Genomic DNA, 22,687 nt, shown 5'->3' with positions numbered 1-22,687 from the left:
AAAACCCCCTAGGAATGATAAAATTAAGGGAATTTAGCCACAAGATTGGTCATGTAAACTTCACGGGGTCACCCTAACCATGAACACCACCCTAGCAGTCCCGGAAATTTCCCCATTGGTCCTGCAAATGTCTCCGGCGATCGAGATGACAGATGAACAATTTTTCGAGTTTTGTCAACAAAATCGAGACTATCGCATTGAACGCACTGCCAAAGGAGAAGTGATGATCATGTCCCCTACAGGTTCAGAAACTGGAAACCGCAATTTTGATTTACTTCTTCAACTCGGAGTCTGGACTCGACAGAATAAAACAGGAATTGGGTTTGATTCTTCTACCGGATTCACCCTCCCCAACGGGGCCATTAAATCTTCTGATGCTGCCTGGATAAAACTCGAAAAATGGAACCGTCTCACTCCCGAACAACAACAAAAATTTGCTCCCATTTGTCCGGATTTTATTGTAGAACTCCGGTCCCCCAGTGACAACTTAAAACGCCTCCAAGATAAACTGCAAGAGTATATTGAAAATGGGGCATTACTCGGCTGGTTAATTGACCGCAAACACCACCAAGTTTATATTTATCGTCCAAACCAACCTGTAAAGTGTTTGACCCACCCGAGTACCTTAAGCGAAGAATCAGTTTTACCCGGATTTATCTTAAATTTATCGACAATTTGGTAATCAAAGTTTATGAATTTACCCTAAATTTTACCGAAACTCGGACGGTTATAAGGAGTGGACAGGGGTTGAACTATGCAAATTAAAGTAGGTGGCATAAAACTCGCTGGGTAGGTCAATTTTTCTTGATGATAAATTGGACAAAATACAGGGGAGTATGTTAGAAATAAGTGAAGAGATATTTCAATTTAAAATTCAGGGTTTGCCCTAAAACCCGGTAAACTTTCATTGGATAATGATTCATCATGACTATGAGTACGGAATCGTTTACCCCGCTGCCCGATCACACCCAACTACCCTGTGAGGATGGCACCTTTGTGAAGAACTTTCAAGAACACCCGCAAAGCATTCTCTTGACTGATTCCATTCGTCCGATTCTGGATGCCAAACATCCTGATGGAAATTACTGCATTGGTCAAGATAGCGGGATTTACTGGCGAATCACTGACCCACCCCAGAAAGGGGCGGCAGCACCGGACTGGTTCTATGTTCCCAATGTTCCCCCTACCTTGGACGGACAACCTCGCCGGTCCTATGTCTTATGGCAAGAAATTATTCCCCCTCAGATTGTCATTGAATTTGTTTCAGGAAATGGTTCAGAAGAACGAGATAAAACCCCTTGGGAAGGCAAATTCTGGATTTATGAAACGGTAATTCGACCCCCCTATTATGCAATTTATGAAGTCCAAAAAGCCAGTGTAGAAGTCTATGGTCTAACTAGGGGTCGCTATGAGTTAATTCCAGCCAATGAACGGGGTCATTTCCTCATTCCAGAACTGGGGGTGGAACTGGGAATTTGGTCGGGATTGTATGGCAATATGGACCTTCCGTGGTTACGCTGGTGGGACACCCAAGGAAATTTGCTGTTATATGGTCATGAACAGGCCGAACAACAACGCCAACGGGCTGAACGCCTTGCTACGCGATTGCGGGAGTTGGGGGTTGACCCCGAGGAATTAGCTGATTAAAGAGTTCCTAGACTGTAAAAACTCAGGAGTTAGGGCGTCGGTTCGGACATCCTAACTCTCCTCATTTCTTCATTAATAAATCTAAAAAAATATGGCAGCAGTTGATGAAAAAAGTATGGTTCCTACAGTCCTCGTGGGAGTGGGAGGAACGGGACATGAAGTGCTTTCGCGGGTCCGGCGTTTAGTGGAGGAAACTTACGGCAGTTTAGCGAATTTTCCTTTAATTAGCTTTCTAGTCATTGATACGGATAAAGAATATAAAGTCAGCAGTTCGGTGGCGGCGGGGTCTGGGTTTAAAGACCATGAAAAATACTGGGCCAGTGTCAGTGGACGGCAGGTGCGGGATATGATGTCGAATATGCAGAATTATCCCTGGATTGAACGCTGGTTTCCTACGGAATTAGAACGTAATATTAGTGCGATTGAAGCGGGGGCGGGACAAATTCGCGGCTGTGGTCGGTTTGCGTTTTTCTGCAACTATCATGGAATTCAAAAAGCCTTTGAACGGTCTTGCGATCGCATTAAAGGTCACGAAAATTATATGCTTGACCGCTACGGTATCAAAGTCATGACTTCCGGAATTAATGTCTTTGTCATCGGGTCTTTATCCGGCGGAACTGGCAGTGGAATGTTGATTGATATCGGCTATTGTATTAATCATTGGCTGAAAGGACAAGGTAGCCCAATGGTGACGGCGATCGCCCCGTTACCGGCTGCCTTTGCTACCATTAACGTGGGCGATCGCGTCCTTGCCAATGGATATGCTGCCATGATGGAATTGAGCTATTTTTCCGACTATCGCACGGAATATTTAGCCCAATATAGTGCCAGCTTACTTGATGAAGTACGCTCAAATCGTCCCCCCTTTGATTTCACCTATTTAGTGGGTACAAAAAACGGCGACAGTGAATTTACCCTGGACCAAATTCGCGAATTGATTTCTCAAAATATCTTTTTAGATTTAACCTCCGACTTTGCGCCCCATAAGCGCTCAATTCGAGATAATATCAAAGGCGCTTGGGCACAAGCTGACCCTGGAGGACGAGGGTATCCTAAAAACTTTATGAGTTTTGGACTTTCCACCATTGAAATTCCGATCGCCCAAATTAGAACCTCCTTATCTAATCGCCTTGCTGCCGACTTTGTAAGTTGGTGGTTAAACGAAACTGTTCTCTTACCCCCGCAAACCTTTGAGTTAGTTCAGAATGACATTCTCAAACGGATGCGCCTCACCGATATGGAGTTACTCACGGATTTAGGGGCAGCGGGCGACAAATCTTATGTTGCAGAAATTTCTAGTTTTGTCAATAGCATCCGTACCGACATTTCCCGAGATAATCTCCTCCAATGTACCCAACAAGGAGTAATGGGAGTCGCGGGAACTGAAAAAGGAAAAATTCTCCAATTTGGGGAGTTTTTACATGATAAGGTGGAAGAATACCGGGCCAATCACCTGCGAGAACTCAGCCCCGATGAACGATTGCATGGGGATTTCTTGCAGAAAATGTACGATAATCGCAATCGGATCATTCAACAGGGACGCAAAGCCTTAGAAGAGGAATTTTATCGGATTATTGAAGACCGCAATCGAGGGCCAAAGTTTGCCGAAATCTTTCTGGTAACGGTTCGTAAAGTCTTCGAGAATGCTGTAGAAAAGTTTCGACGAGAAGCAGAGAAAGTCTGGCAACCCAATGAAGAAAACCGCCGCAAACAGTATGAAAATGCCTTGCAAGATATCACCCATTTTAAAGATAAATTTGGCTTGACGAAACAGGCTAAAATGGAGGAGTATGCAGAAAAGGGATTAGCGGGATTAGAAGGGAGTTTAATTGCCACGATTCAGCGCAAAACGCGGTTTTTGGGGTTGGATGCGATCGCCCGCTTACAAGAGCATTTAGATGAGTTAGAACGCCGATTAGCCCGATGGACGCAGAAGATGCGCCAAACTCGGGATACCTTCGCCCATGAAGCAGATTCCCAAGCAGATAGTGCCGATGCTTTAACAATTAATGGGATTAAATTATACGATCGCCAAGAACTGAATCAACTCTATCAAGACTTGATTGAACAATATGCGAGTTCTAGCGAAGGCAACAAGAGTCGGTATCAAACAGGACTCGATGGACTCTGTAGTAATTTATCCAGTCAAGTTCTTGCCGATAGTAGTCCTCTGTGGAAACAAAATCGGGCGGCAGGGGAAACTATGCGCCTGTTTGATGTCCAGCAATTAGCAGAAGTTCAGGAAGAGGATTTCCAAGAAATTATATCCGAAAAAAGTCGCAATGTCATCAATTTAGCCCCGAATAGCAGCCGGATCAAACGGGAACTCGCCGCCTGCGATCGCCTGTTCAAAGTGTTTAATAATGATGCCGCCGAAATCCGCAATCAATTGGCGATCGCTTACAGTAAATCTAAACCCGTTATCCTCCTCAATCCTGCCGTGATGTCGGGACGAGATGCGGGGTTTACTCCTGCCACAAATACCAAAGTTGCGGTAGTTGGAGGGCGCACTCCCACGGACCCTGCTGCTGTTAAACTTCTCCCATTATTAGAAGAACGAGTCGGCAGTTCCGATGCGATTACCCCATTAGGAGAAGAAGAACGACATCGGGTAGTTTTTGTTCAAGAAATGGGTGGATTTTCCTTGCGATGCATTGATGGAATGCAGGAATTGCGCCACTCCTATCAAGATTGGAAAGGACAAACGATTGAAGCAAAACGCGCCCAATTAAAAGGAGAAAGTAAGGACCCGCCAATTCCCGTTCACATCCAAAAAGAACCGCCATTTTGGGATATTTTTCCCGAGAATCCGGCAGTGTATCAATTGGTCGTATTAGGACGTTCTTTAAATGTCCTCCGCATCGAAGAAAATCGCCAAACTAAAGAAAACCTAGTGCGTTATACTCGCCAAACCTCCATCGGGAGTGAAAATGTGGAGATATCTGCCACTTGGGAAGAAGCGGTACAAGTGCTAGAAGTGAATCAATGCCGAGGCGATCGCGAGGAAATTCAGCGTCAAGTTACTGCCAAACTAAATGCTGCTGAAACGGCAACCCAAAAGCGGGAATTGTATCAACATTTTATGGAGTATTTGGTGCAACGGCAAACGGAACTGGAGAAAGAAGGCGGCAAAGATAGCTTGATTTATAAGCGAGAAGCCAAAATCATCCAGCAGGCGATCGAAACCCATCAATTGCATACCGCTGCTGCTGCATCTTCCGTCCCTCCAGCAAACGCCCCCACCGCCGTTGCCACTCCCATTGATGCACCTCAACAAATCCATGTTTTTTGCACTAAATGCGGCACTAAAAACCCGGCTAATTCTAAGTTTTGTTTTAAGTGCGGTAATCCATTAGTGTCTTTGAGTTAACGAAGACAACTGGATACCATTCAACCCATAAAAAAGCCCGCAAAGGCGGGCTTTTCTGTATCTAAGGATGTCATAAATAAAAAATTACATGACTTGCCATTGCTGACGTAGTAAGGAAACAAAGGTATTATATCCTTGGGAATTTCCCGGAGAGTCTGGAATAAAATATTGGGGAAATTCTTTGTAACAGCGCCATTGTTCATGGGGTTTCATCCGTAAATACAAGATTCGACCCATTGTGCCATCGGGTTTCCATGTCATTTGGCCTCGGTTCGGTAAAGACATAACTTTTTCTCCATTTCTATTAAAAAATCGAGATTTATGCGGGTCTATTATGGCAAGTTTTAGTCATAGGATTGTTACTATTACTACCATTTTAACCCTGAAAAGAGGATATTTTTTTCGACTAGAGTGGGGATAAGGATGTTCCCGATTATAGCCGATCGCCTATTTCCCTGAATCCTCGGGCAATACAACTGCGGTACAATAACTATAGACCTATTGTTTTTGGAATGTGATAATGATTCCTACGGCTAAACGGTTTACGATTCAGGAATATCACCGCCTCACCGAATTGGGCTTTTTCCAGGAGGGCGATCGCATTGAACTGATTCAAGGGGAAATGATTCAGATGGCAGCTAAAGGGACCGCCCATACTACGGTTACGAAACGGTTACTCCGGGCATTAGGGCAGCGACTGGAAGAGCGTGCTACTATGCAAATTCAAGATCCTCTATTTCTCTCGCCCAATAGTGAACCTGAACCGGATATTGCACTGGTGAAAAATCGGACAGATGACTATTTATCGGGACATCCCACCCCCGAGGATGTTATCCTGGTGATTGAAATTGCTGATTCTTCTTTACGGTACGATCGCGAAGTAAAATTGCCACTCTATGCTAAGTCAGGAATCGCTGACTATTGGATTTTTAATTTAGTGAACAATACCCTGGAATGCTACGGTGAACCCTATCAGGATAATCAGGAAAATTTCGGTTATCGTCAGCGTCGAATTGTTTTATGCAATGAAAGGGTTTCTTTGCCGGAGTTTTCAGATGTATTATTGGATTTGTCCGAAATATTCCCCCCTCAAAGTTAGGTTAGAAAATGGGTTTAATAGAGTCTTTGGACAATTCCCTAATAATAAAGACCCCCAGTCCATCCTGGGTATAAGATGGAGTGGATTGGGGGAATTATGTTGATGATTTAACCCAGCCATTTTATTCAGGGAGGCGGTGGTAAATCTCCGTTAAGCTTTTGAGGCGACTGCGAATTTCTGGGGATAAATCTTCCGGTTGGTAACGCCAGGACCAATTCCCTTCGGATTTACCGGGTGCATTCATGCGCGCTTCGTTTCCTAATCCTAAAACATCTTGGAGTTGCACAATCGCTTGATTGGCGATGGTACTCCATCCTAAGCGGATTAACTCCCAATTAATTTCCTTTTCTGCCGATTGTGGTTTATCTAAATAACGCCATAATTTTTCTTTGGGTTCTGGGGGCAATTGTTGATACCATCCCACCGTTGTATCATTGTCATGGGTTCCTGGATAAACAACACAATTTTGATTTTTGTAGTTATGAGGCAGAAAATGGAGTTCGGGATTGGACTCAAAGGCAAATTGTAAAATTTTCATGCCGGGAAAATCAAAATGCTCTCGCAGTGCATCAACTTCGGCGGTAATCAGTCCCAAATCTTCGGCAATAATGGGTAATTTGCCTAATTTCTTGCTAATGACTTCAAAAAATTCTATTCCCGGGCCTTTTAACCATTGTCCATGTTTAGCGGTGGTTTCCCCTCTGGGAACGGCCCAAAAGGCTTCAAAGCCTCGAAAATGGTCAATTCTTAATAAGTTAACGGCATCAAAGGTTGTTCTAAACCGTTCAACCCACCATTCAAATTCAGTTTCTTTTAACTTCTCCCAATTATAAACTGGATTTCCCCAAAGTTGCCCAGTTTCCGGGGCAAAATAATCCGGCGGAACTCCCGCCATGAGGGAGGTTTCTCCGGTTTCTTCGTCTAAATAAAATAGGTCAGAATTGGCCCAAACATCGGCGCTATCATGGGCGACATAAATGGGAATATCACCAACAATCTGCACATTTTTTTGATTGGCATACTCTTTTAAGGCTTGCCATTGCTGGTCAAATTCAAATTGCAAGAACTTATAAAACTTAATGCGATCGCTGAGTTCTTGGCGGACAATTTCTAAGGCTTCCGGTTGGTGGTTGCGAACTTCTAGCGGTTCCCAGGAGTTCCAAGCAGCGCTATGATGTTTTTCTTTGAGGGCCATAAATAAGGCATAATCTTCAATCCAATAGGCGGTGCGATCGCCAAAGTTTTGGAGTTGCTGATGCTGTTCAGCCGTGGCATGGATTTGAAAATTTTCATAGGCGGTTTCTAGCCACTTCATCTTAACCGGAATGACTTTCTCAAAGTCAACATAACCCTTGGGAAAATCGGGGATTTGGGCTAAATCTTCCTCAGTAAGCCACCCTTTTTTTTGCAAATATTCAGGACAAATTAACATCGGATTTCCCGCAAAAGCCGAATAGGACATATAAGGGGAATTGCCATATCCTGTTGGACTCAAGGGCAAGACTTGCCAGAGTTGTTGACCACTTTCAGCCAAAAAATCAATAAATTGATAGGCTTCAGACCCAAAATCTCCGATGCCAAATCGACTGGGAAAGGAGGTCGGATGCAGTAAAATACCGCTACTTCTAGGAAAAGACATGATGATACAAAACTCAAGGTTTAAATGAATGTTTTTAGAAAAGATAAAACCTATAACACTACATACCGTCGGGCTTTATAGAGTTTTATCGAAGAGATTTTTAATCCCAATACTCTATAAATTTTAACGATTTTTGAGACAAGGGGATCTACCTCGGGTATGATTTAAAATGAAAATTAATAAAAAACAACTCCTGTGGAAGGGTTTGGATTGGACTGATCGCATCAATCTCGTCCCCAAATTTGACTCACTTATATCGTTAGATAGAGACACCTTGGGGGGAAGCTATGCTAAGGTAAATCGAAGCTGGATTGAGCCGATTTGTCGAGCCTAATCATTGGAGCAATACTTATGCCTTACCCCCCTGCACCTTGGACGCTTAAAGGCCGTGCCGTGCAAACTCTCCATCCCCTTGATACTCATCGAGTGCGATCGCTCGTTCCCTCAGATTTGGCGATTGTGGAGGTTTTTCCCGGAAAAACTTTGGGAGGAGTTTATTGTGCTCAATATGGGGCCGGGTCAACTTTCTTATATAATGAATTAATTGTGGTTTCTGCATTAGTGCGTTGCGGAATGCAGTTCGGCGCATGGATTTCTCATATTTATGTGGATCATACCGATTCCGTTGCGGGGGGTCGAGAAATTTGGGGATTGCCGAAAGAATTAGCAGACTTTACCTGGGAAAAAGACGAGGGCGATCGCGTGATGGTTCGACAAGACGATCGCCTCCTCTGTAGTCTTAATTATAGTCTAAAAACCTTCCGGTTGCCTATCCCATTTACCTTCCCAAGCTTTAGTACCCTAGGGTCTAATTTACTCTTGTTTCCGGGGGAATTCACCTCGGCGATCGGGTTAGTTAAAAGTAGATTGGTCATCCCCCCGGAGAGTCCATTTGCCCTGTTGAACTTGACCCAACCTTATCTAACCTTTTCTTGTGAAGATTTAAGATTGGTTGCCGGTGCACCGAAAGTCATTAAAGAAAGAGCAACTGCCACCCCTTATGCTACAGCCTAGCCTTCAATCCCACGATTGAAGTCGTTACTAGGAACAAAAATATCAACTTTTTACCCCTATTTTTAGTAACGATCTCAGTCGTTTCTTGGCTTAATATTCCTCTGGATTACTTGTCAATCCAGACTTCAATCATGCCGGTGGGAACCTGAATGCTGGGATGGTCAAATACGGCACGGACTGCCTCGCTTCCTCCGAGTTCCTTCAGTCGCTGTAACTGTTTTTTCAGCTTAGGATTGAAATTAATATGCTGCTCGATCGCCCGTTCCGCGACGGCAGAAGAAGGATTTCCCTGGGAGAGGTTTTCTAAAAATGCCTGTATCTCGGCATACAAGGCATTCATCGGAGTCACCGCTTGTTTTGCACTCGTTGTCTTCGTCCCCGGGACCTTTTGTGCGACGGGTGCTGCGGTGGAAAGAAGGGGTGTATCCGGCAACTTAGGAGGATTAGCGGGACTAAACGCTTGCGCCTCAGTTCTGTCCCCAGACCCGAAATTTCGCACAACTCCTGCCACATCTACCCCGGTACTCGCCCGCAACTGCTCGATAAATGACGCCATTTTTGCGGCAGTATTCCCATTGGTGGTATCGATAGAGGTCAGATTTTGTATTCTCACATCGGGAACCGTAGAAACCATTGTTTTGAGGAGGGGTTCCAGCTTTTGCAACAAGAAAATCTCACGCGCTGCGGGCCCCGCAGATCTCCAGGATTCCGCAAGGCGTTTTGTCCCCATTGCCTGAGCTTTTCCATCTTCAATAATGGTAGATGCCTTCCCTTTTGCTTCAGCGATCGCCCGTTTACATTGTGCCTCAGCCGGTGCAACTACATCCGCTTGTAACTGTTGTTCCACTTGCTTAATTCGCTCAGTTTGTACAGCGACATCCGCCTGAGTTCGTGCCACTTCTGACCCGATTTCCGCTTCAACTTCCGCCACTAATGCAGCTCGAATAGTCTTCGCATCTTGAATGCGTCGATTGGCTTCTGCCCGAGTGATTTCCACTTGGCTACCAATGCGCTTGATGGCAGTTTTTTGATCATTTTCCGCTGTACGAATCACAGACTGGGCTTTAGCTTTTGCTTCTGCAATCCGAGCATCTCGGACCAATTCTGCCCGCTGTTTCCGTCCGATGGAATCCAAATACCGCACATCATCAGAGATATTTTGGATTTGGAGGTTATCCAACACTAAGCCTAACTTTTCTAAATCGTCCTCCGCTTCCTCTAATAAACTTTTGGCAAAGGCAATTTTATCTTCATTAATCTGTTGTGGAGTTAAAGAAGCCAAAACACCCCGCAAATTTCCTTCTAGGGTTTCTTGGGCGATTTTCTCAATTTCTTTGCGAGTTTTGCCGAGTAACCGCTCGATCGCATTATGAATAGTGGGTTCCGTTCCGGCTATTTTAATATTCGCCACCCCTTCTACTTTCAACGGAATACCACCTTTAGAGTAGGCATTCGTAACCCGCAGTTCAATGATCATGTTAGTGAGATCCATGCGGTAGGCACGTTCCAACAAGGGGAGGCGAATACTACTGCCTCCTTTGACTAAACGATATCCTACCATGCGATTATCGTCCAGGGGACGTGCACTCCCTGCAAAAATTAGCACTTCACTGGGTTGACAAATGTAATACAGATTATTAATCACCAGTGCACCCGCACCACCCGCCGCACCTAAAATTGCTAGTAATCCTAGAATAACTTCCATTTAGATCTCCTAATTTATCGTTTGTCATTTGTTTTGGGGAGGGGACTGGAGATAGCGTTAACAAGGGTCAATAGCACAATGGGTCACTTCCCCATCTCCCCCATCTTTTAATCCCGTGGGGATTGGACCCCACCCTAACCCTCCCCTTGCCAAGGGGAGGGGACCGGAAGTGTATTCTCCCCATCTCCCCCATCCTCCCCATCCTCCCCATCTCCCCCATCCTCCCCATCCTCCCCATCTCCCCCATCTCCCCCATCTCCCCCATCTCCCCCATCTCCCCCATCTCCCCCATCTCCCCTCTACACTCTCTCCACCGTAGACACTTCCGGTTTGTCTCCATTACTCCGGTTTAGGGTGCCGATGATATCAATGCCGAGGGTGCGATCGACGCGATCGAGGAATTGTCCGACGATTTCAGGATAGGCATTGACTAAACTGGCGATCGCCTTTCCGTCGCCATTGTCAATCACATTGATCCGATCAATGTGAACCCGCTGGGTAATATTGGCGACTTCTCGTAGAACCATTTCAATCTGTTGGATTAAGAAGACTTCTGCGGCATCCGCGCCGGTTTCTCGCCAAATTTCGGTAAACAGATCGTTGACTTGTGCGGCAGCTTTGGCATTTTCCTCAAATGCAGCAGCTTCCCCGCGCGATCGCAACTCTTTGGCTGCTCTTGCTGCTTCTGCCGGGAGGACTTCATCGGCTTCTAGGCGGAGGCGTTCCAGGTCCGCGCGGATACTTTGTAGCAGTTGTTCGGCACGTGCTCGGGCTTCTTGTGCTGCCGCTTTGGTGCGTTCTTCTTCCGATCGCGCCTGTTGATCGAGTTCAGCTTTGATCTTCCGAAGTTCGTTATTTTTTTCCTCAATCGCAGTCCGGGCGAGGGTTTTGGCGACTTCAGACTCTTGCTCACTTTGGGCTTCTACGGCTTCCGCTTCAGCCAAGGCATTGGATTCGGCAATTTCCGCATCCCGGACGATCGCGGCAATTTGGCGGCGTCCGATGGAACTCAGATAGTCTACATCATCGGAGACACTTTGGATTTTCAACGTATCAATTTCTAACCCCAACCGTTGCAAATCATCCTGCACATCATCCGTAATTCGTTCAGCAAACCGTAGGCGATCTTCGTTAAGTTCTTCCGGGGTTAAGGTGGCAACCACGCCGCGCAGGTTGCCTTCTAGGGTTTCTCGGGCGACTCGAACAATTTCCTGGCGATCGCGGTCCAAAAAGCGTTCGATCGCATTGCCGACGATTTCCGGATTACTAGAAATTTTCACATTAGCGATCGCTTGAATATTCAGCGGAGTTCCCCCTTTAGCATACGCATTTTTTACCTCTACCGGCACTGGCATGGTGGTCAAATCCATCCGCTTAACCGTTTCCAAAATGGGAATACAAATGGTGCGATGGCGGGTGACTCGATATCCTAATTCATGACCCTCTTTGGTTTTTCGTTTTAACCCCGATAAAATTAAAATTTCATTAGGTTTACAGATACAGAGGATTTGATTTAAAATCCATAAAAATATCAGAAACCCCAAAATTGATAACCCAATCGTTCCCCCAATTGAAATTAATCGATCAGTCGTACTCGCTTGAGGCGTCGCCGGGAACGGATCGATTTGAGCAATTTGGAGGGTGGAGAGTTCCTCTTTGGGTTTTTTGGCGATCGCCACTTCAGAATTCGTCGTCTTATGACTCGGGACTGAGGCTTGAACAATCAGTTGCATAGCGTTGGTTTCCTGTCAGATTGAGTAAACTAAAAAATCGGCTTCAAGGAGGCCATCCAGTTAGAAGAAAATAGCGCCGTTATTTCATTAAATTCTTGGGGTTTGAGTCACTCCGTGGAGTCGTCGGAAACCACCCACAGACGATTATTTTTAAGGCCCACAATCAAAACTCGGTCTCCTTTATTAAAAGATCGGGGTTCATCCGTAAAGGCCATAAACTCCACATTTGCCCCTTTAATATTCACCCGAACCTTGCCCTTGCTTTCACAATTAAAAGGCAAGAGGACCATCGCCGAAAGTCCGACTAAATCGCTAGAACGAGTGAGACTATTGGCAGGGCGTTGCCCGAGACTTCTGAGTATCCAGACCATCGTAGTGCCACAAAAAATTCCCATTCCCGCAGCCAGTTTCGCCACCTGATCCGGAGGCATTTCCGGGCGTAGCCAATTTAAGACCAATCCGGTTAATCCAAAAAAACAACTCCCGAAGGTCCAAAATTTTAGACTAAAAAACGGTAAGATAAAAAGGCGCTTGAGCCAACTTCCCCGTTTCAACTGGTCTAACTTTTGAGAGTGATCAGCAATTGCCAGGTCCGCATCAAAGGCTACCCCGAAATCTGCACCGTCGAGTCCTCCAATCGTGGCGAACAGGACAAAAAGCCCCCCAATACCGAAACAAAAAAGATAAATAGGCATGATTTTAATAGCCTGGTCTGCATATTAAGGGTTCAGACTCTGTTAATTGTCGCAAAAAAAAATCCCAACGTCCAGTTTTGTTACGAAAATTTGTGATCGGTAAGATTGCCGCATCTAGGGATTGAGGTAATTTCTTCGAGAGTCTGGTATCGTGGAATTGGCCTGCAATCAGGAAAATTCGCTAGAATTGCGCCGGAGTTGTGGGAAATCGCCCCACTTTTTCTGAGATAATACTCTCCCTAAGTCTAAAAAAAGGAAACCGTGATGCGCCTATCACAAATGCTGTTTGTTACCCTCCGTGAAGACCCCGCAGAAGCGGAAATTCCCAGTCATAAACTCCTGTTACGGGCGGGTTATATCCGTCGGATTGCCAGTGGGGTTTATGCTTATCTGCCCTTAATGTGGCGAGTTCTCAAAAAAGTCTCCAACATTGTCCGGGAGGAAATGGACGCCACCGGGGCTCAAGAATGCTTGTTGCCGCAACTGCAACCGGCGGAGTTATGGCAAGAGTCAGGACGGTGGGAGACATACACCAAGGCAGAAGGGATTATGTTTGCCCTCACCGATCGCCAGGAACGAGAAATGGGTTTAGGACCGACTCATGAAGAAATCATCACGGCGATCGCCCGGGATATGATTCGGTCTTATCGTCAACTTCCTACCCATTTGTATCAAATTCAAACGAAATTTCGCGATGAAATTCGTCCCCGCTTTGGATTAATGCGCGGACGAGAATTTATCATGAAAGATGGCTATTCTTTCCATGCTGACGAAGCCAGTTTACAGAAAACTTATGCGGATATGGACTGGGCTTATAGCAATATTTTTCGCCGTTGTGGCTTAGAATTTCGAGCGGTTCAAGCCGATTCCGGGGCCATTGGTGGGGCGGCATCTCAGGAATTTATGATCTTGGCCGAAGCGGGAGAGGATGAAGTTCTTTATACCGAAGATGGCAAATATGCGGCCAACGTGGAAAAAGCAACCTCTTTACCTGCTGATGCCAAACCCAGTGCTTTTGTTCTCTATGAAAAGCGAGAAACCCCTAACACCAATACCATTGATAAACTCTGTCAATTCCTCAATTGTTCTCCCACGGAAGTGGTCAAGAACATCATTTATCGAGTTGTCTATGACAATGGGAGAATGGTGTTGGTCTTGGTGAGTATTCGTGGGGATTTAGAAGTCAATGAAGTGAAACTCTATAATGAGTTGGCAAAACTGGCCTCCAATTATGGTGGGAATGCAATTATTGCCGTTGATATTCCCTCGGAACAGGTGCAACAACAATTAACCCTGAAACCTTTACCTTTAGGATATATTGGTCCAGATTTAGCGGATAATTATATCACCCCAGCAGAACAGTTGCAACCCGAATTTTTAAGATTTGCCGATCGCACCGTGGTGGAGTTAAAGAATTTTGTCACTGGGGCTAATGAAAGCGGCTATCATGTTGTCGGTGCTAATTGGGGGGAACAGTTTGCTTTAAGCGATCGCATTGTTGATTTACGCAAATCCCAAGCAGGCGATCGGGCAGTTCATGACCCGAGTCAACTCCTCAAAAGTGCAAGAGGCATTGAAGTCGGTCACATCTTCCAACTGGGGACTAAATATTCCCAAGCCTTGGGCGCAACCTATACCAATGAACAAGGGGATAATGTCCCGTTAGTAATGGGATGCTATGGCGTTGGGGTTTCTCGATTAGCTCAGGCAGCCGTCGAGCAATCTTATGATAAAGATGGCATCATTTGGCCCGTGGCGATCGCTCCCTATCATGCCATTATTTGCATTCCCAATATTTCCGATGCTGAACAGGTGGAAGTTGCAGAAAACCTCTACACCGAACTCAATGCCGTCGGCATCGAAACCCTGTTAGATGACCGAGAAGAACGAGCCGGGGTCAAATTTAAAGATGCCGATTTGGTGGGGATTCCCTATCGAATTGTGACGGGTCGTTCTCTCAAAGCCGGTAAAGTAGAAGTAGTGGAACGCGCTACTAAAACCTCCCATGAAATTGCCATCCCTGAAGTCGCAGCTACCCTGAAAACCTGGATTGAAGAGGCTTTGTCTTCGGCAGTTAGGTAACATGAGGACAGATGGTTTAAAAAGTCCGTTAGTGACTCCAGAAAACGGAGTAAAAACCGTTTCCTAGATGACATAAAGAACCTGACTGCTTTGCAACCCTAGGGAAAATCCGCCCCAGGAGTGGGAGGGTCTTGCTCCCTCCTGCTGTGGCAGAAGCCAGATACTCCCACTCCTAAATTGTCGGGCGATCGTAATTCAGACTCGCGATAGAAACAGCGATCAACAATCCTCCCCTCTCTTATCAAACCTGAATGGAATTTTTGACCCTTTTGCTTACCAGTCTGCTTACTTTAGTTTCTCCTGCTGGGATTGCCTTAGATACTTTAGCGGAACAAACGATTCGCGATCGCCTCTCAGGAGCAGAACAACTGGAAGTCCGGATTGATAACAGCCCCAGCTATCAATTACTTGATGGAAAAGTTGAGCGCCTGCGAATTGCAGGGCGGGGATTGTCATTAATCCCCGGGTTAAGACTCGATATTTTAGAAATAGAAACCGACGCTATTGATGTCAATCTTAGAGAGTTAGGACGGGGTTCTGGAAATCGACCCATTCGGGGATTGCAAAAACCCTTACAAGCGGCAGTTCGCGTTGCCGTAACCGAGGCTGATATCAATACCGCCTTGCAGTCCCCCGAACTTTATAATCAAATGCAAACTTTCGCTTTAAGCTTATTTGATTCTCCCTTAATTCAACAAATTGCGACCCGTTATACCCTGGTTGATCGCCAAGTCACTTTTTTATCGAATAACCGAGTCCGATTCCAAACTAAAATACAAGAACGGGGATATGATGACTTCCTAACCTTAACTGTAGAAACCGGCATCCATGTCATTGAGGGTCAACAATTACAACTGCTTTCCCCTGCCGTCTGGGTGAACGATCGCCCTGCACCCCGACGATTAGTTACGGGGCTCTTAGATTTAACCCGAAGATTTAATTTACAGCGGCTAGAAAATCGGGGGGTGCGATCGCGGGTATTACATTTTAACCTCACCCCATCCGGTGCAGAAATTGCCCTATTTTTGGCAGTAACCCCTTAGACTAGAGAGAAAGACCAGCCACCGACGCGACGTCCCCTTGCTCAATTTCCTAGGGACTCCTCGGGTTTGTCTGACCAAAGCACTCCGGTGTGAGTTACCACCCTAATGGAGGAATCCTAGTGGTGTGGCTCCACAGACAAGGGCCAGATATTCAGATAGACTGAGCTAGAGGAGTATTCAAAATGCTATGGATGTGGGGAACAGTATGAACGCCGAACGGTTTGCTTTTAAGCTGATTGTGGAAAAAACTGAAAATTGGGGACAAGATTCCGTAACCCTACCCGAAAATCTACCTCGTTCTGAGGCGGGGGAAAAAGCCCTGAGTGAATTTTTGCAAGTGATGCAGCTTGAGCTAGAGGATGCTCGCTTAGAGGAGTCGCAGGTGCAAGAGTACAGCGAACCCCTAACGCAATTCGTCTTGCAACCGTTAGTCCAGGAAACCCTGTTAGGAGTTTTTGACAAAGACTGTAAAACTATCTCTACAGATACTTTAGCCCAAACCTGGACTCAGCTCAATTTAACTCCCCTACCAGATGGGTTTAATTGGGAAGTAGTCGCGCGAATCTATTTCAAACAAATTAAAGCCTTTGTTCATGCCAGAGAATTAGTCGATCGCTGGCTCAACTCCAACCGAGAAGATACACTCACCTTGGATGACATCAAACGGGATGTCTTTCTGCAACATCTGTTTGATGAACCGTGGCATGAAGTGATGAGGCAAATCGTGAGGATGATTGAGCCAGAATTGGCAGCAGAGTTACTACAATCTCTGATAGAAAACCAAGTCGAACCCTCTAACTTTACTCACTTATTTGTAGCGGCAGAATGTCTGGCGGTTGTACCCGATCGCACCGCGTTGACGGAAATCGCCAATCAACTGCGCGATCGCCTCCAATCCTTAACCCAACATCCAGAAGTGGATGAACTCATCCTTACTCGCCTGCGCGCCATTTCCACCCTGGCGCGAGTCTGGAAAACGGACCCGAATACCCTCCCCTGGTTACAATCTCTCGTAGAATCCCCCGTTGCCGAAACCATCCGCATGAGTGCCGTGGATGAAATCGCCCTGTGCTGGCAAGAACGTCCCGAGATTCTCTCCTGGCTCAAAACCTTAGCACAATCCTCGATCGCTGAAATTACCCGGGTGAGTGCGGTGCGATCCCTAGCGACTCACTACCACCAGGACCCGGAGATTCTCCCCCTGCTCAAAACCTTAGCCCAAAGCGATCGCTATTGGCTGGTTCGAGAGGCGGCATTGGAAGAGTTAGCCCAGGGATGGCATGATGATCCCCAAACCTTTTCCTTAATTGCGGCGATCGCCGAATCGGACCCCGAGGCGGATGTGAGAGAGGCTGCCGTAGAAGAACTCGCTAAAGGGTGGAGTCAAGACAAAGAAACATCTGCTTTGATTGGTACCCTAGCGGAGTCTGATCCGGATTGGCACGTCAGAATTGCCGCTATGCAACAGTTTGCAATTTCCTGGTATGACAATCCCGCTACCTTAGTTTGGCTGCGAACTCGTGCCCTGTCTGACCCCGATTGGCACGTCAGAATTGCCGCCATGCAGCAAATAGCAACCGGCTGGTTTGAAGACCCCGAAACCGTCGCGTGGTTACGCGATCGCATCGTTTCTGATGACGCATGGCAAGTGCGCGTCGCCGCCTTACAACTCGCTGCCGCTTGGTTTGAAGACCCAAAAACCTTACCGATTCTAAAAACAATTGCCACCTCTGACCGCGATCGCCGAGTCCGGGAAGCCGCAGTCCACGAGTTTACTCGCACTTGGAAAGATGACCCGGAACTGTTACCCATTCTCAAATCCCGGGCAACTCAGGACGAACATTGGCAAGTGCGGGTCGCTGCCTTACAGCAACTGGCAACCGGATGGTATGACGATCCGGACACCTTACCCCTTCTCAAAGTTCAAGCAATTAATGATTCATCCTCCGATGTGAGAATGACCACCTTGCGGGAACTGGCCTCCGGTTGGTTTGATGACCCCGAAACCTTACCGATTTTGAAAAGTCGGGCCACCTCGGATCAAGGCTGGGATGTGAGAATTGTCGCTTTGCGAGAATTGGCAACGGGTTGGAAGGAAGACGCGGAAACTTGGACCATTGTCAAAAGCCGCGCTCAAGCCGATGACAATTGGGCCGTGCGTCTCGCCGGGGCGATCGAGTTGGTGAGCCACTGGCCCGAAAACCCGGAAACCTTGGAAATTGTTAAAACCCGCGCTTGTACCGATGAGGATTCGTTTGTGAGACTCTCGGCCCTCCAACAGTTGGTCAAAGGCGGATGGGATGAGGCTGCGGTATTTGCTATTTTGTGCGATCGCGCCGTTAACGATCCGTTTGTGCCCTTACAAGATGGGGCACTCAATCCTCGAATTACGGCTCTGGAAGCCATCATCCAATATTATGGGGATCACCCAGAAACCCTGCCCTTACTGCGCGATCGGGCCCAATCCGACCCCGATGAAAAAGTCCGGGCCTTTGCTCAATCCGTTTTAGCTACCCCGGGCAAAAACTAGCGCGACTATTTTGGGCGGACCCCTTGACAAAATCCTGTTTTTACCCATTAGGCTACCCCGAATCGGTCCCGAGGTCGTCAGGGGTGAAGTCATGACACCCACTGAATGGGGCGCAAATTTAATGACGAAAAATCGTTATTTCTTGTAGGGGCGCAATGCGCAGGCCCCAATTCAGGGCGCAAGCATTGCGCCCCTACCACACTTTACAGGGCTAGTTTTAATAGACCTATCACGACTGGATTCCGTATTACAGCATTCCCCCGGCCTTAGCCTAATTCATTGAATAGAAATTATGGAATTAATTACCCTAGTTTTAACCGGAATTCTCACCTTAGTGTCCCCCGTTGGGGCGACTTTCGATAATATCGCTGAAGGAGATATTCGCGAGGCCCTGCACGATGCCGAACAGTTGGAAGTCCGACTGGATAATGCACCAAACTACGGACTACTGAGGGGAAATATCCAACGCTTACGCTTTGCGGGGCGAGGATTGTACGTCACACCGGAGCTCCGCATTGATACGGTGGAAATCGAAAGCGACCCGATCGCCGTCGATATCAATCGTCTCAACCAAGAAGACCGCACCTCGATCCCGCGCTTTCTCCGGGAACCCTTACAAGGGGCGATGCGCGTAGTCATCACCGAAGCTGACCTCAACCGCGCCTTGCGATCGCCTGAAGCGGCTGAACCCCTGCGGGAACTCGGCATCGGAATCACCCGTACCAATGACCCCGAAGCCGAAACCGACCCCCAACGCTTTCAAATTGTTAACCCCGAGGTAGAATTTTTAGCCAATAATCGCGTGCGCTTCCAGTTAGAAATTGAGGATCGCCGGGATAATGAATCTGTAAAAATCCTTTTAGAGACCGGGTTAGCCTCAATCAGTGGCGCAAGAATCCAAGCGGTCAACCCGACCATCTGGATTAATAACGAAGAGGCCCCCGCTCAGTTGATTACAATTTTCTCCCGAATCCTCGATCGCGCCCTAGACCTTAGAAAATATGAAAACCGGGGATTATTTGCCCGGTTTTTAAAATTTGAGTTGAGTCCCGATCGCCTAGAAATTGCCGCCTTTATTCGCATCGATCAAGTCGATGCAGTGTCGGGATTGAGTCCGGAGTAAGTTTTCTGGAAATTTAGCCGCTTCCCTTGTAGTTTCTTGCCAAGGTCTACGGGCATCTTTCATTCTTTAATCAAAGATGTAACGATTGGTTCTTAAGGCATTGGCGATCGCGAATCAACCCGATGAGCGGCTCAGGGCTGGGAAGAATTCAGGGATTAGAACAGGTGATCCCCCATCCTGGATAGGAAAGGGATCCTGAGAGGGCGGCAACATCTTCTCAGTTCAAAACCACAAAATCCACATTTCTTATTAGTGAATATTGTTTAACTGTTGAGGAGAACTTTTGATATGCAAAATGGACAAACTCGCCGCATTCCCCTAGGTGTTATTGCCACCCTCTCCGCAGTCGTTGTCGCCGCCGGAGGTGGAACTGCTTGGTGGGCGGTGAATTCTCAAAAGAACCTCAATCTCAATGGCATGAATCCAGTTCCCACCCAACCCAGGGACCCCGGCGTAAACATTGAGGTGACCCAGGACCCCACGGCAACTCCGCCTACAGCGCTCAATCCCGTTGAGCAATCGGTACAAATTTATTTGGTGCAAGATACCGGGACCCAATTTGAATTGGCCTCTGTACCCGTATCCGTGCAGGCCACGGAACAGCCCGATGCGGTGTTAAAAGCAGCCTTTGATCGCTTAGTTACCCAGCCGCCCAATGGTGCTGGCTTTAGCGAAATTCCGGCGGGTACTCAAGTGCTGAATGTCGAGGTCAAGGACAAGGGCATCTATGTCAACCTCTCCCCTGAGTTTACCGCCGGGGGTGGCAGTAGCTCCATGACCGCCAGATTAGGCCAGGTGGTTTATACGGCCACCACCTTGGATCCAAACGCCCCCGTCTGGATTTCTGTCGGCGGTGAACCCTTGGAAGTATTGGGGGGAGAAGGGTTAGAGATTCCTTTGCCGATTACCCGCACTATTTTTGAGTCCGAGTTTCCGCTGTAATTCCTTGCCGTTATCCATAGCATTGACCCCCCAAGTCTCCCCGATTCACAGGGGCTTGGGGGGTCAATTTTGTAGGGGATAAAAAGAGACTGTTCCCGGGTTTCATCCTCTTTTTTTGGCTGCAACGCCTGCCGAAATGGGGTGAACAAACCGGGTTGGTCTTCCCATAAGGATATTCTCGGACTCCCTCAGCGTTTTCCATACAAGCTCAAAGAGCGGAACTGCCGAGCTTGTTGTTCAATCCGCTCTGCAAGGCGATCGCAAACCAGATTACATAGCTCGAAAATTAGCGGATCTTCGACGCGATAATAAGCCGAAGTCCCTTCCGTGCGACGGCTGAGGATTCCCGCTTGCAGCATAACTTTCAGATGTTTAGAAACATTGGCCTGACTCGTTGAAGTGGCATCAACTAACTCTTGCACGCATTTTTCGCCATCTCTGAGTAAGTTTAAAAGCTTCAAGCGCATGGGCTCACTCAAAATACTGAAGTATTCCGCCACTTGTTGCAATACTTCTTGGGGTAAGGGTTGCGCTCGGTTCATCACTAAGGGTCCTAAAGAATTACCCATTTTTTTATATGTCCCATTGTAACAGTAAACAGATTTATGACAATTAAGTAATTAAAAGGTTATGACTGTTGAGCCGATTGCCTTGCGCTCAAGACAATCGACTTCTTGCAACCGACCGAAAACATTACTCGGGGCTAATCCGCATCAACGGTTGACCGTATTCTACCGGAGTGCCATTTTCCACTAAAATTTCCACCACTTGACCAGAAACCTCAGCCTCAATTTCATTCATCAACTTCATCGCCTCAATGATGCAGACGGTTTGGCCGAGTTTGATGCGATCGCCGATCGCCACAAAAGGCGGTTCATCCGGAGCAGGAGAGCGATAGAACGTCCCCACCATCGGGGAAATAACCTCCAAAAACTTGCGATCGTTCGTTCCAGGAGCCGGAGCACCGGGACCTCCCGGGGCATTTCCCCCCGTAGGCGCAGGGGTCCCCGACGAGGGAGGGGCTGTCGCAATAGCGGGTTCAATCGGGGGACGAGAAGGCGCGATCGCCCCGGTTCCCTCAGCCATCGGTATCCACGCCGGATCAACCGGCATCCCTACCCGCTCGGCAATCATCCTGTCCTTGCGCAGGGTCAGCTCAAAATCGCCACTTTTTAAAATCAGCTCAGAAATATCCGTTCCATTGAAAGCCCCAAGCAGTTCACTCAGTTGGCTTAAATCCAGTTGCACAGTTTCTTTGACCCCGTAAAATCAACGTTATTCTTCTCTAGGTTTTCCCCATCCAGCCGAAGGGAGGGCGATCGCCTCAAATCCCCGGGATAGACCAACTGCGATCGCCCTCCAGGGAAGCGCCAGAGAGGGAAAAACACCCCTCTTTTGAGCGCCAAAACCCCAGAGGACTGACCCCTAGTCGGTGAAGCGAAACTCTATGATTCTCGGCCCAGATAGGAATCGTTGCGGGTATCGATTTTAATCCGTTCACCGATCGTAATGAACAAGGGAACCATCACTTCAGCCCCAGTTTCCACCGTTGCGGGTTTAGTTCCACCCGTTGCAGTATCCCCTTTGATGCCCGGATCGGTTTGTGTCACTTCTAAAACGACCGAGTTGGGCAGTTCAACTTCCAGCACTTGTTCGCCCCAACGGACGACATTCACTTCCATCCCTTCTTTAAGGTACTTGACGCGATCGCCAATCTGCGCTTCAGTCAAACGGGCCTCGTCATAGGTTCCCATATCCATAAACACTAACTGTTCACCTTCTCTATAGGTGTACTGCATCGTGTTTTTTTCTAACGTCGCTTGTGGCACCGTCTCTCCCGCACGAAACGTGCGCTCGATTACACTGCCATTCTGAGCATTCTTCAACTTCGTACGAACAAAGGCCGAGCCTTTACCGGGTTTGACATGGAGGAATTCAACCACCCGCCACACAACCCCATCTAATTCAATTGTGACGCCGGTGCGAAAGTCGTTACTGGAGATCATGAATCTTTATTCGTGGAGAATAATCGGGATTTTATTTTACCGCGAATTCTCCCCTTCAA

General features: G+C 47.3%; 19 protein-coding genes. 10 read left to right on the top strand and 9 right to left on the bottom strand.

Annotated features, from left to right (window positions below; all coding sequences use genetic code 11):
- The first annotated feature begins 79 nt into the window (after window positions 1-79).
- The 3 genes from NG796_RS13520 (at window position 80) to NG796_RS13510 (ending at window position 5,017) form a co-directional block, all read left to right on the top strand.
- Entirely contained in the window at window positions 80-682 is a 603-nt protein-coding gene (locus NG796_RS13520; protein WP_261207350.1) for a Uma2 family endonuclease, read from the top strand.
- A gap of 242 nt (window positions 683-924) precedes the next feature.
- The gene (locus NG796_RS13515) at window positions 925-1,647 is read left to right on the top strand and encodes a Uma2 family endonuclease (protein WP_261207349.1); all 723 of its coding nucleotides are present in this window, start codon (window positions 925-927) and stop codon (window positions 1,645-1,647) included.
- A gap of 91 nt (window positions 1,648-1,738) precedes the next feature.
- Window positions 1,739-5,017, top strand: coding sequence for a tubulin-like doman-containing protein (locus NG796_RS13510; protein WP_261207348.1), 3,279 nt, complete (start codon window positions 1,739-1,741; stop codon window positions 5,015-5,017).
- 84 nt (window positions 5,018-5,101) lie between these two features.
- On the opposite strand, the gene NG796_RS13505 is transcribed toward NG796_RS13510, so the two are convergent.
- Entirely contained in the window at window positions 5,102-5,302 is a 201-nt protein-coding gene (locus NG796_RS13505) for a hypothetical protein (RefSeq protein ID WP_261207347.1), read from the bottom strand.
- Between the two features lie 232 nt (window positions 5,303-5,534).
- Between NG796_RS13505 and NG796_RS13500 the strand changes: the two genes are divergently transcribed.
- Window positions 5,535-6,116, top strand: coding sequence for a Uma2 family endonuclease (locus NG796_RS13500; protein ID WP_261207363.1), 582 nt, complete (start codon window positions 5,535-5,537; stop codon window positions 6,114-6,116).
- A 121-nt stretch (window positions 6,117-6,237) separates the two neighbouring features.
- Here NG796_RS13500 and malQ read toward each other — a convergent pair whose 3' ends face one another.
- On the bottom strand, window positions 6,238-7,755 hold the full coding sequence (malQ, locus tag NG796_RS13495; protein ID WP_261207346.1) for a 4-alpha-glucanotransferase: 1,518 nt from the start codon (window positions 7,753-7,755) through the stop codon (window positions 6,238-6,240).
- Between the two features lie 351 nt (window positions 7,756-8,106).
- Here malQ and NG796_RS13490 point away from each other — a divergent pair, with 351 nt between their 5' ends.
- Window positions 8,107-8,769 carry an acetoacetate decarboxylase family protein gene (locus tag NG796_RS13490; RefSeq protein ID WP_261207345.1) on the top strand — a complete coding sequence of 221 codons (663 nt, stop codon included), beginning with the start codon at window positions 8,107-8,109 and terminating at the stop codon, window positions 8,767-8,769.
- A gap of 106 nt (window positions 8,770-8,875) precedes the next feature.
- Here the strand turns inward: NG796_RS13490 and NG796_RS13485 are convergent, their stop codons facing one another.
- The 3 genes from NG796_RS13485 to NG796_RS13475 all read right to left on the bottom strand — a co-directional run bounded on the left by NG796_RS13485 (window position 8,876) and on the right by NG796_RS13475 (window position 12,902).
- Window positions 8,876-10,474 (bottom strand): flotillin family protein, encoded by a 1,599-nt coding sequence (locus NG796_RS13485; protein WP_261207344.1) that lies wholly within the window; start codon window positions 10,472-10,474, stop codon window positions 8,876-8,878.
- 299 nt (window positions 10,475-10,773) lie between these two features.
- Window positions 10,774-12,207, bottom strand: coding sequence for a flotillin family protein (locus tag NG796_RS13480; protein ID WP_261207343.1), 1,434 nt, complete (start codon window positions 12,205-12,207; stop codon window positions 10,774-10,776).
- Between the two features lie 107 nt (window positions 12,208-12,314).
- A complete protein-coding gene (locus NG796_RS13475) occupies window positions 12,315-12,902 on the bottom strand; it encodes an NfeD family protein (RefSeq protein ID WP_261207342.1) in 588 nt (195 codons plus the stop codon).
- A 264-nt stretch (window positions 12,903-13,166) separates the two neighbouring features.
- On the opposite strand from NG796_RS13475, the gene NG796_RS13470 reads away from it, so the two are divergent.
- The 5 genes from NG796_RS13470 to NG796_RS13450 all read left to right on the top strand — a co-directional run bounded on the left by NG796_RS13470 (window position 13,167) and on the right by NG796_RS13450 (window position 20,622).
- A complete protein-coding gene (locus NG796_RS13470) occupies window positions 13,167-14,984 on the top strand; it encodes a proline--tRNA ligase (RefSeq protein ID WP_261207341.1) in 1,818 nt (605 codons plus the stop codon).
- A gap of 251 nt (window positions 14,985-15,235) precedes the next feature.
- Entirely contained in the window at window positions 15,236-16,027 is a 792-nt protein-coding gene (locus tag NG796_RS13465; RefSeq protein ID WP_261207340.1) for a DUF2993 domain-containing protein, read from the top strand.
- A gap of 205 nt (window positions 16,028-16,232) precedes the next feature.
- Window positions 16,233-18,557, top strand: a complete 2,325-nt coding sequence (locus NG796_RS13460) for a HEAT repeat domain-containing protein (protein WP_261207339.1) — start codon at window positions 16,233-16,235, stop codon at window positions 18,555-18,557.
- A gap of 292 nt (window positions 18,558-18,849) precedes the next feature.
- A complete protein-coding gene (locus tag NG796_RS13455) occupies window positions 18,850-19,680 on the top strand; it encodes a DUF2993 domain-containing protein (protein WP_261207338.1) in 831 nt (276 codons plus the stop codon).
- A 288-nt stretch (window positions 19,681-19,968) separates the two neighbouring features.
- Window positions 19,969-20,622: a GerMN domain-containing protein gene (locus NG796_RS13450; RefSeq protein WP_261207337.1), complete on the top strand. Its 654-nt coding sequence runs from the start codon at window positions 19,969-19,971 to the stop codon at window positions 20,620-20,622.
- Window positions 20,623-20,810: 188 nt separating this feature from the next.
- On the opposite strand, the gene NG796_RS13445 is transcribed toward NG796_RS13450, so the two are convergent.
- From NG796_RS13445 to efp, 4 genes are all read right to left on the bottom strand, one after another.
- Window positions 20,811-21,164: an ArsR/SmtB family transcription factor gene (locus NG796_RS13445; protein WP_261207362.1), complete on the bottom strand. Its 354-nt coding sequence runs from the start codon at window positions 21,162-21,164 to the stop codon at window positions 20,811-20,813.
- Between the two features lie 151 nt (window positions 21,165-21,315).
- Complete coding sequence (gene accB, locus NG796_RS13440; protein ID WP_261207336.1) at window positions 21,316-21,870, bottom strand: acetyl-CoA carboxylase biotin carboxyl carrier protein; 555 nt, start codon at window positions 21,868-21,870, stop codon at window positions 21,316-21,318.
- Complete coding sequence (locus NG796_RS13435) at window positions 21,855-22,010, bottom strand: hypothetical protein (protein WP_261207335.1); 156 nt, start codon at window positions 22,008-22,010, stop codon at window positions 21,855-21,857. The genes accB and NG796_RS13435 overlap by 16 nt, the downstream gene beginning before the upstream one ends.
- Window positions 22,011-22,067: 57 nt before the next feature.
- Window positions 22,068-22,628, bottom strand: coding sequence for an elongation factor P (efp, locus tag NG796_RS13430; RefSeq protein ID WP_261207334.1), 561 nt, complete (start codon window positions 22,626-22,628; stop codon window positions 22,068-22,070).
- Window positions 22,629-22,687 lie beyond the last annotated feature (59 nt).

This window comes from Laspinema sp. D2d, assembly GCF_025370755.1.
Taxonomy (GTDB): Bacteria; Cyanobacteriota; Cyanobacteriia; order Cyanobacteriales; family Laspinemataceae; genus Laspinema.
This window is presented reverse-complemented; position numbering and strand designations above follow the sequence as displayed.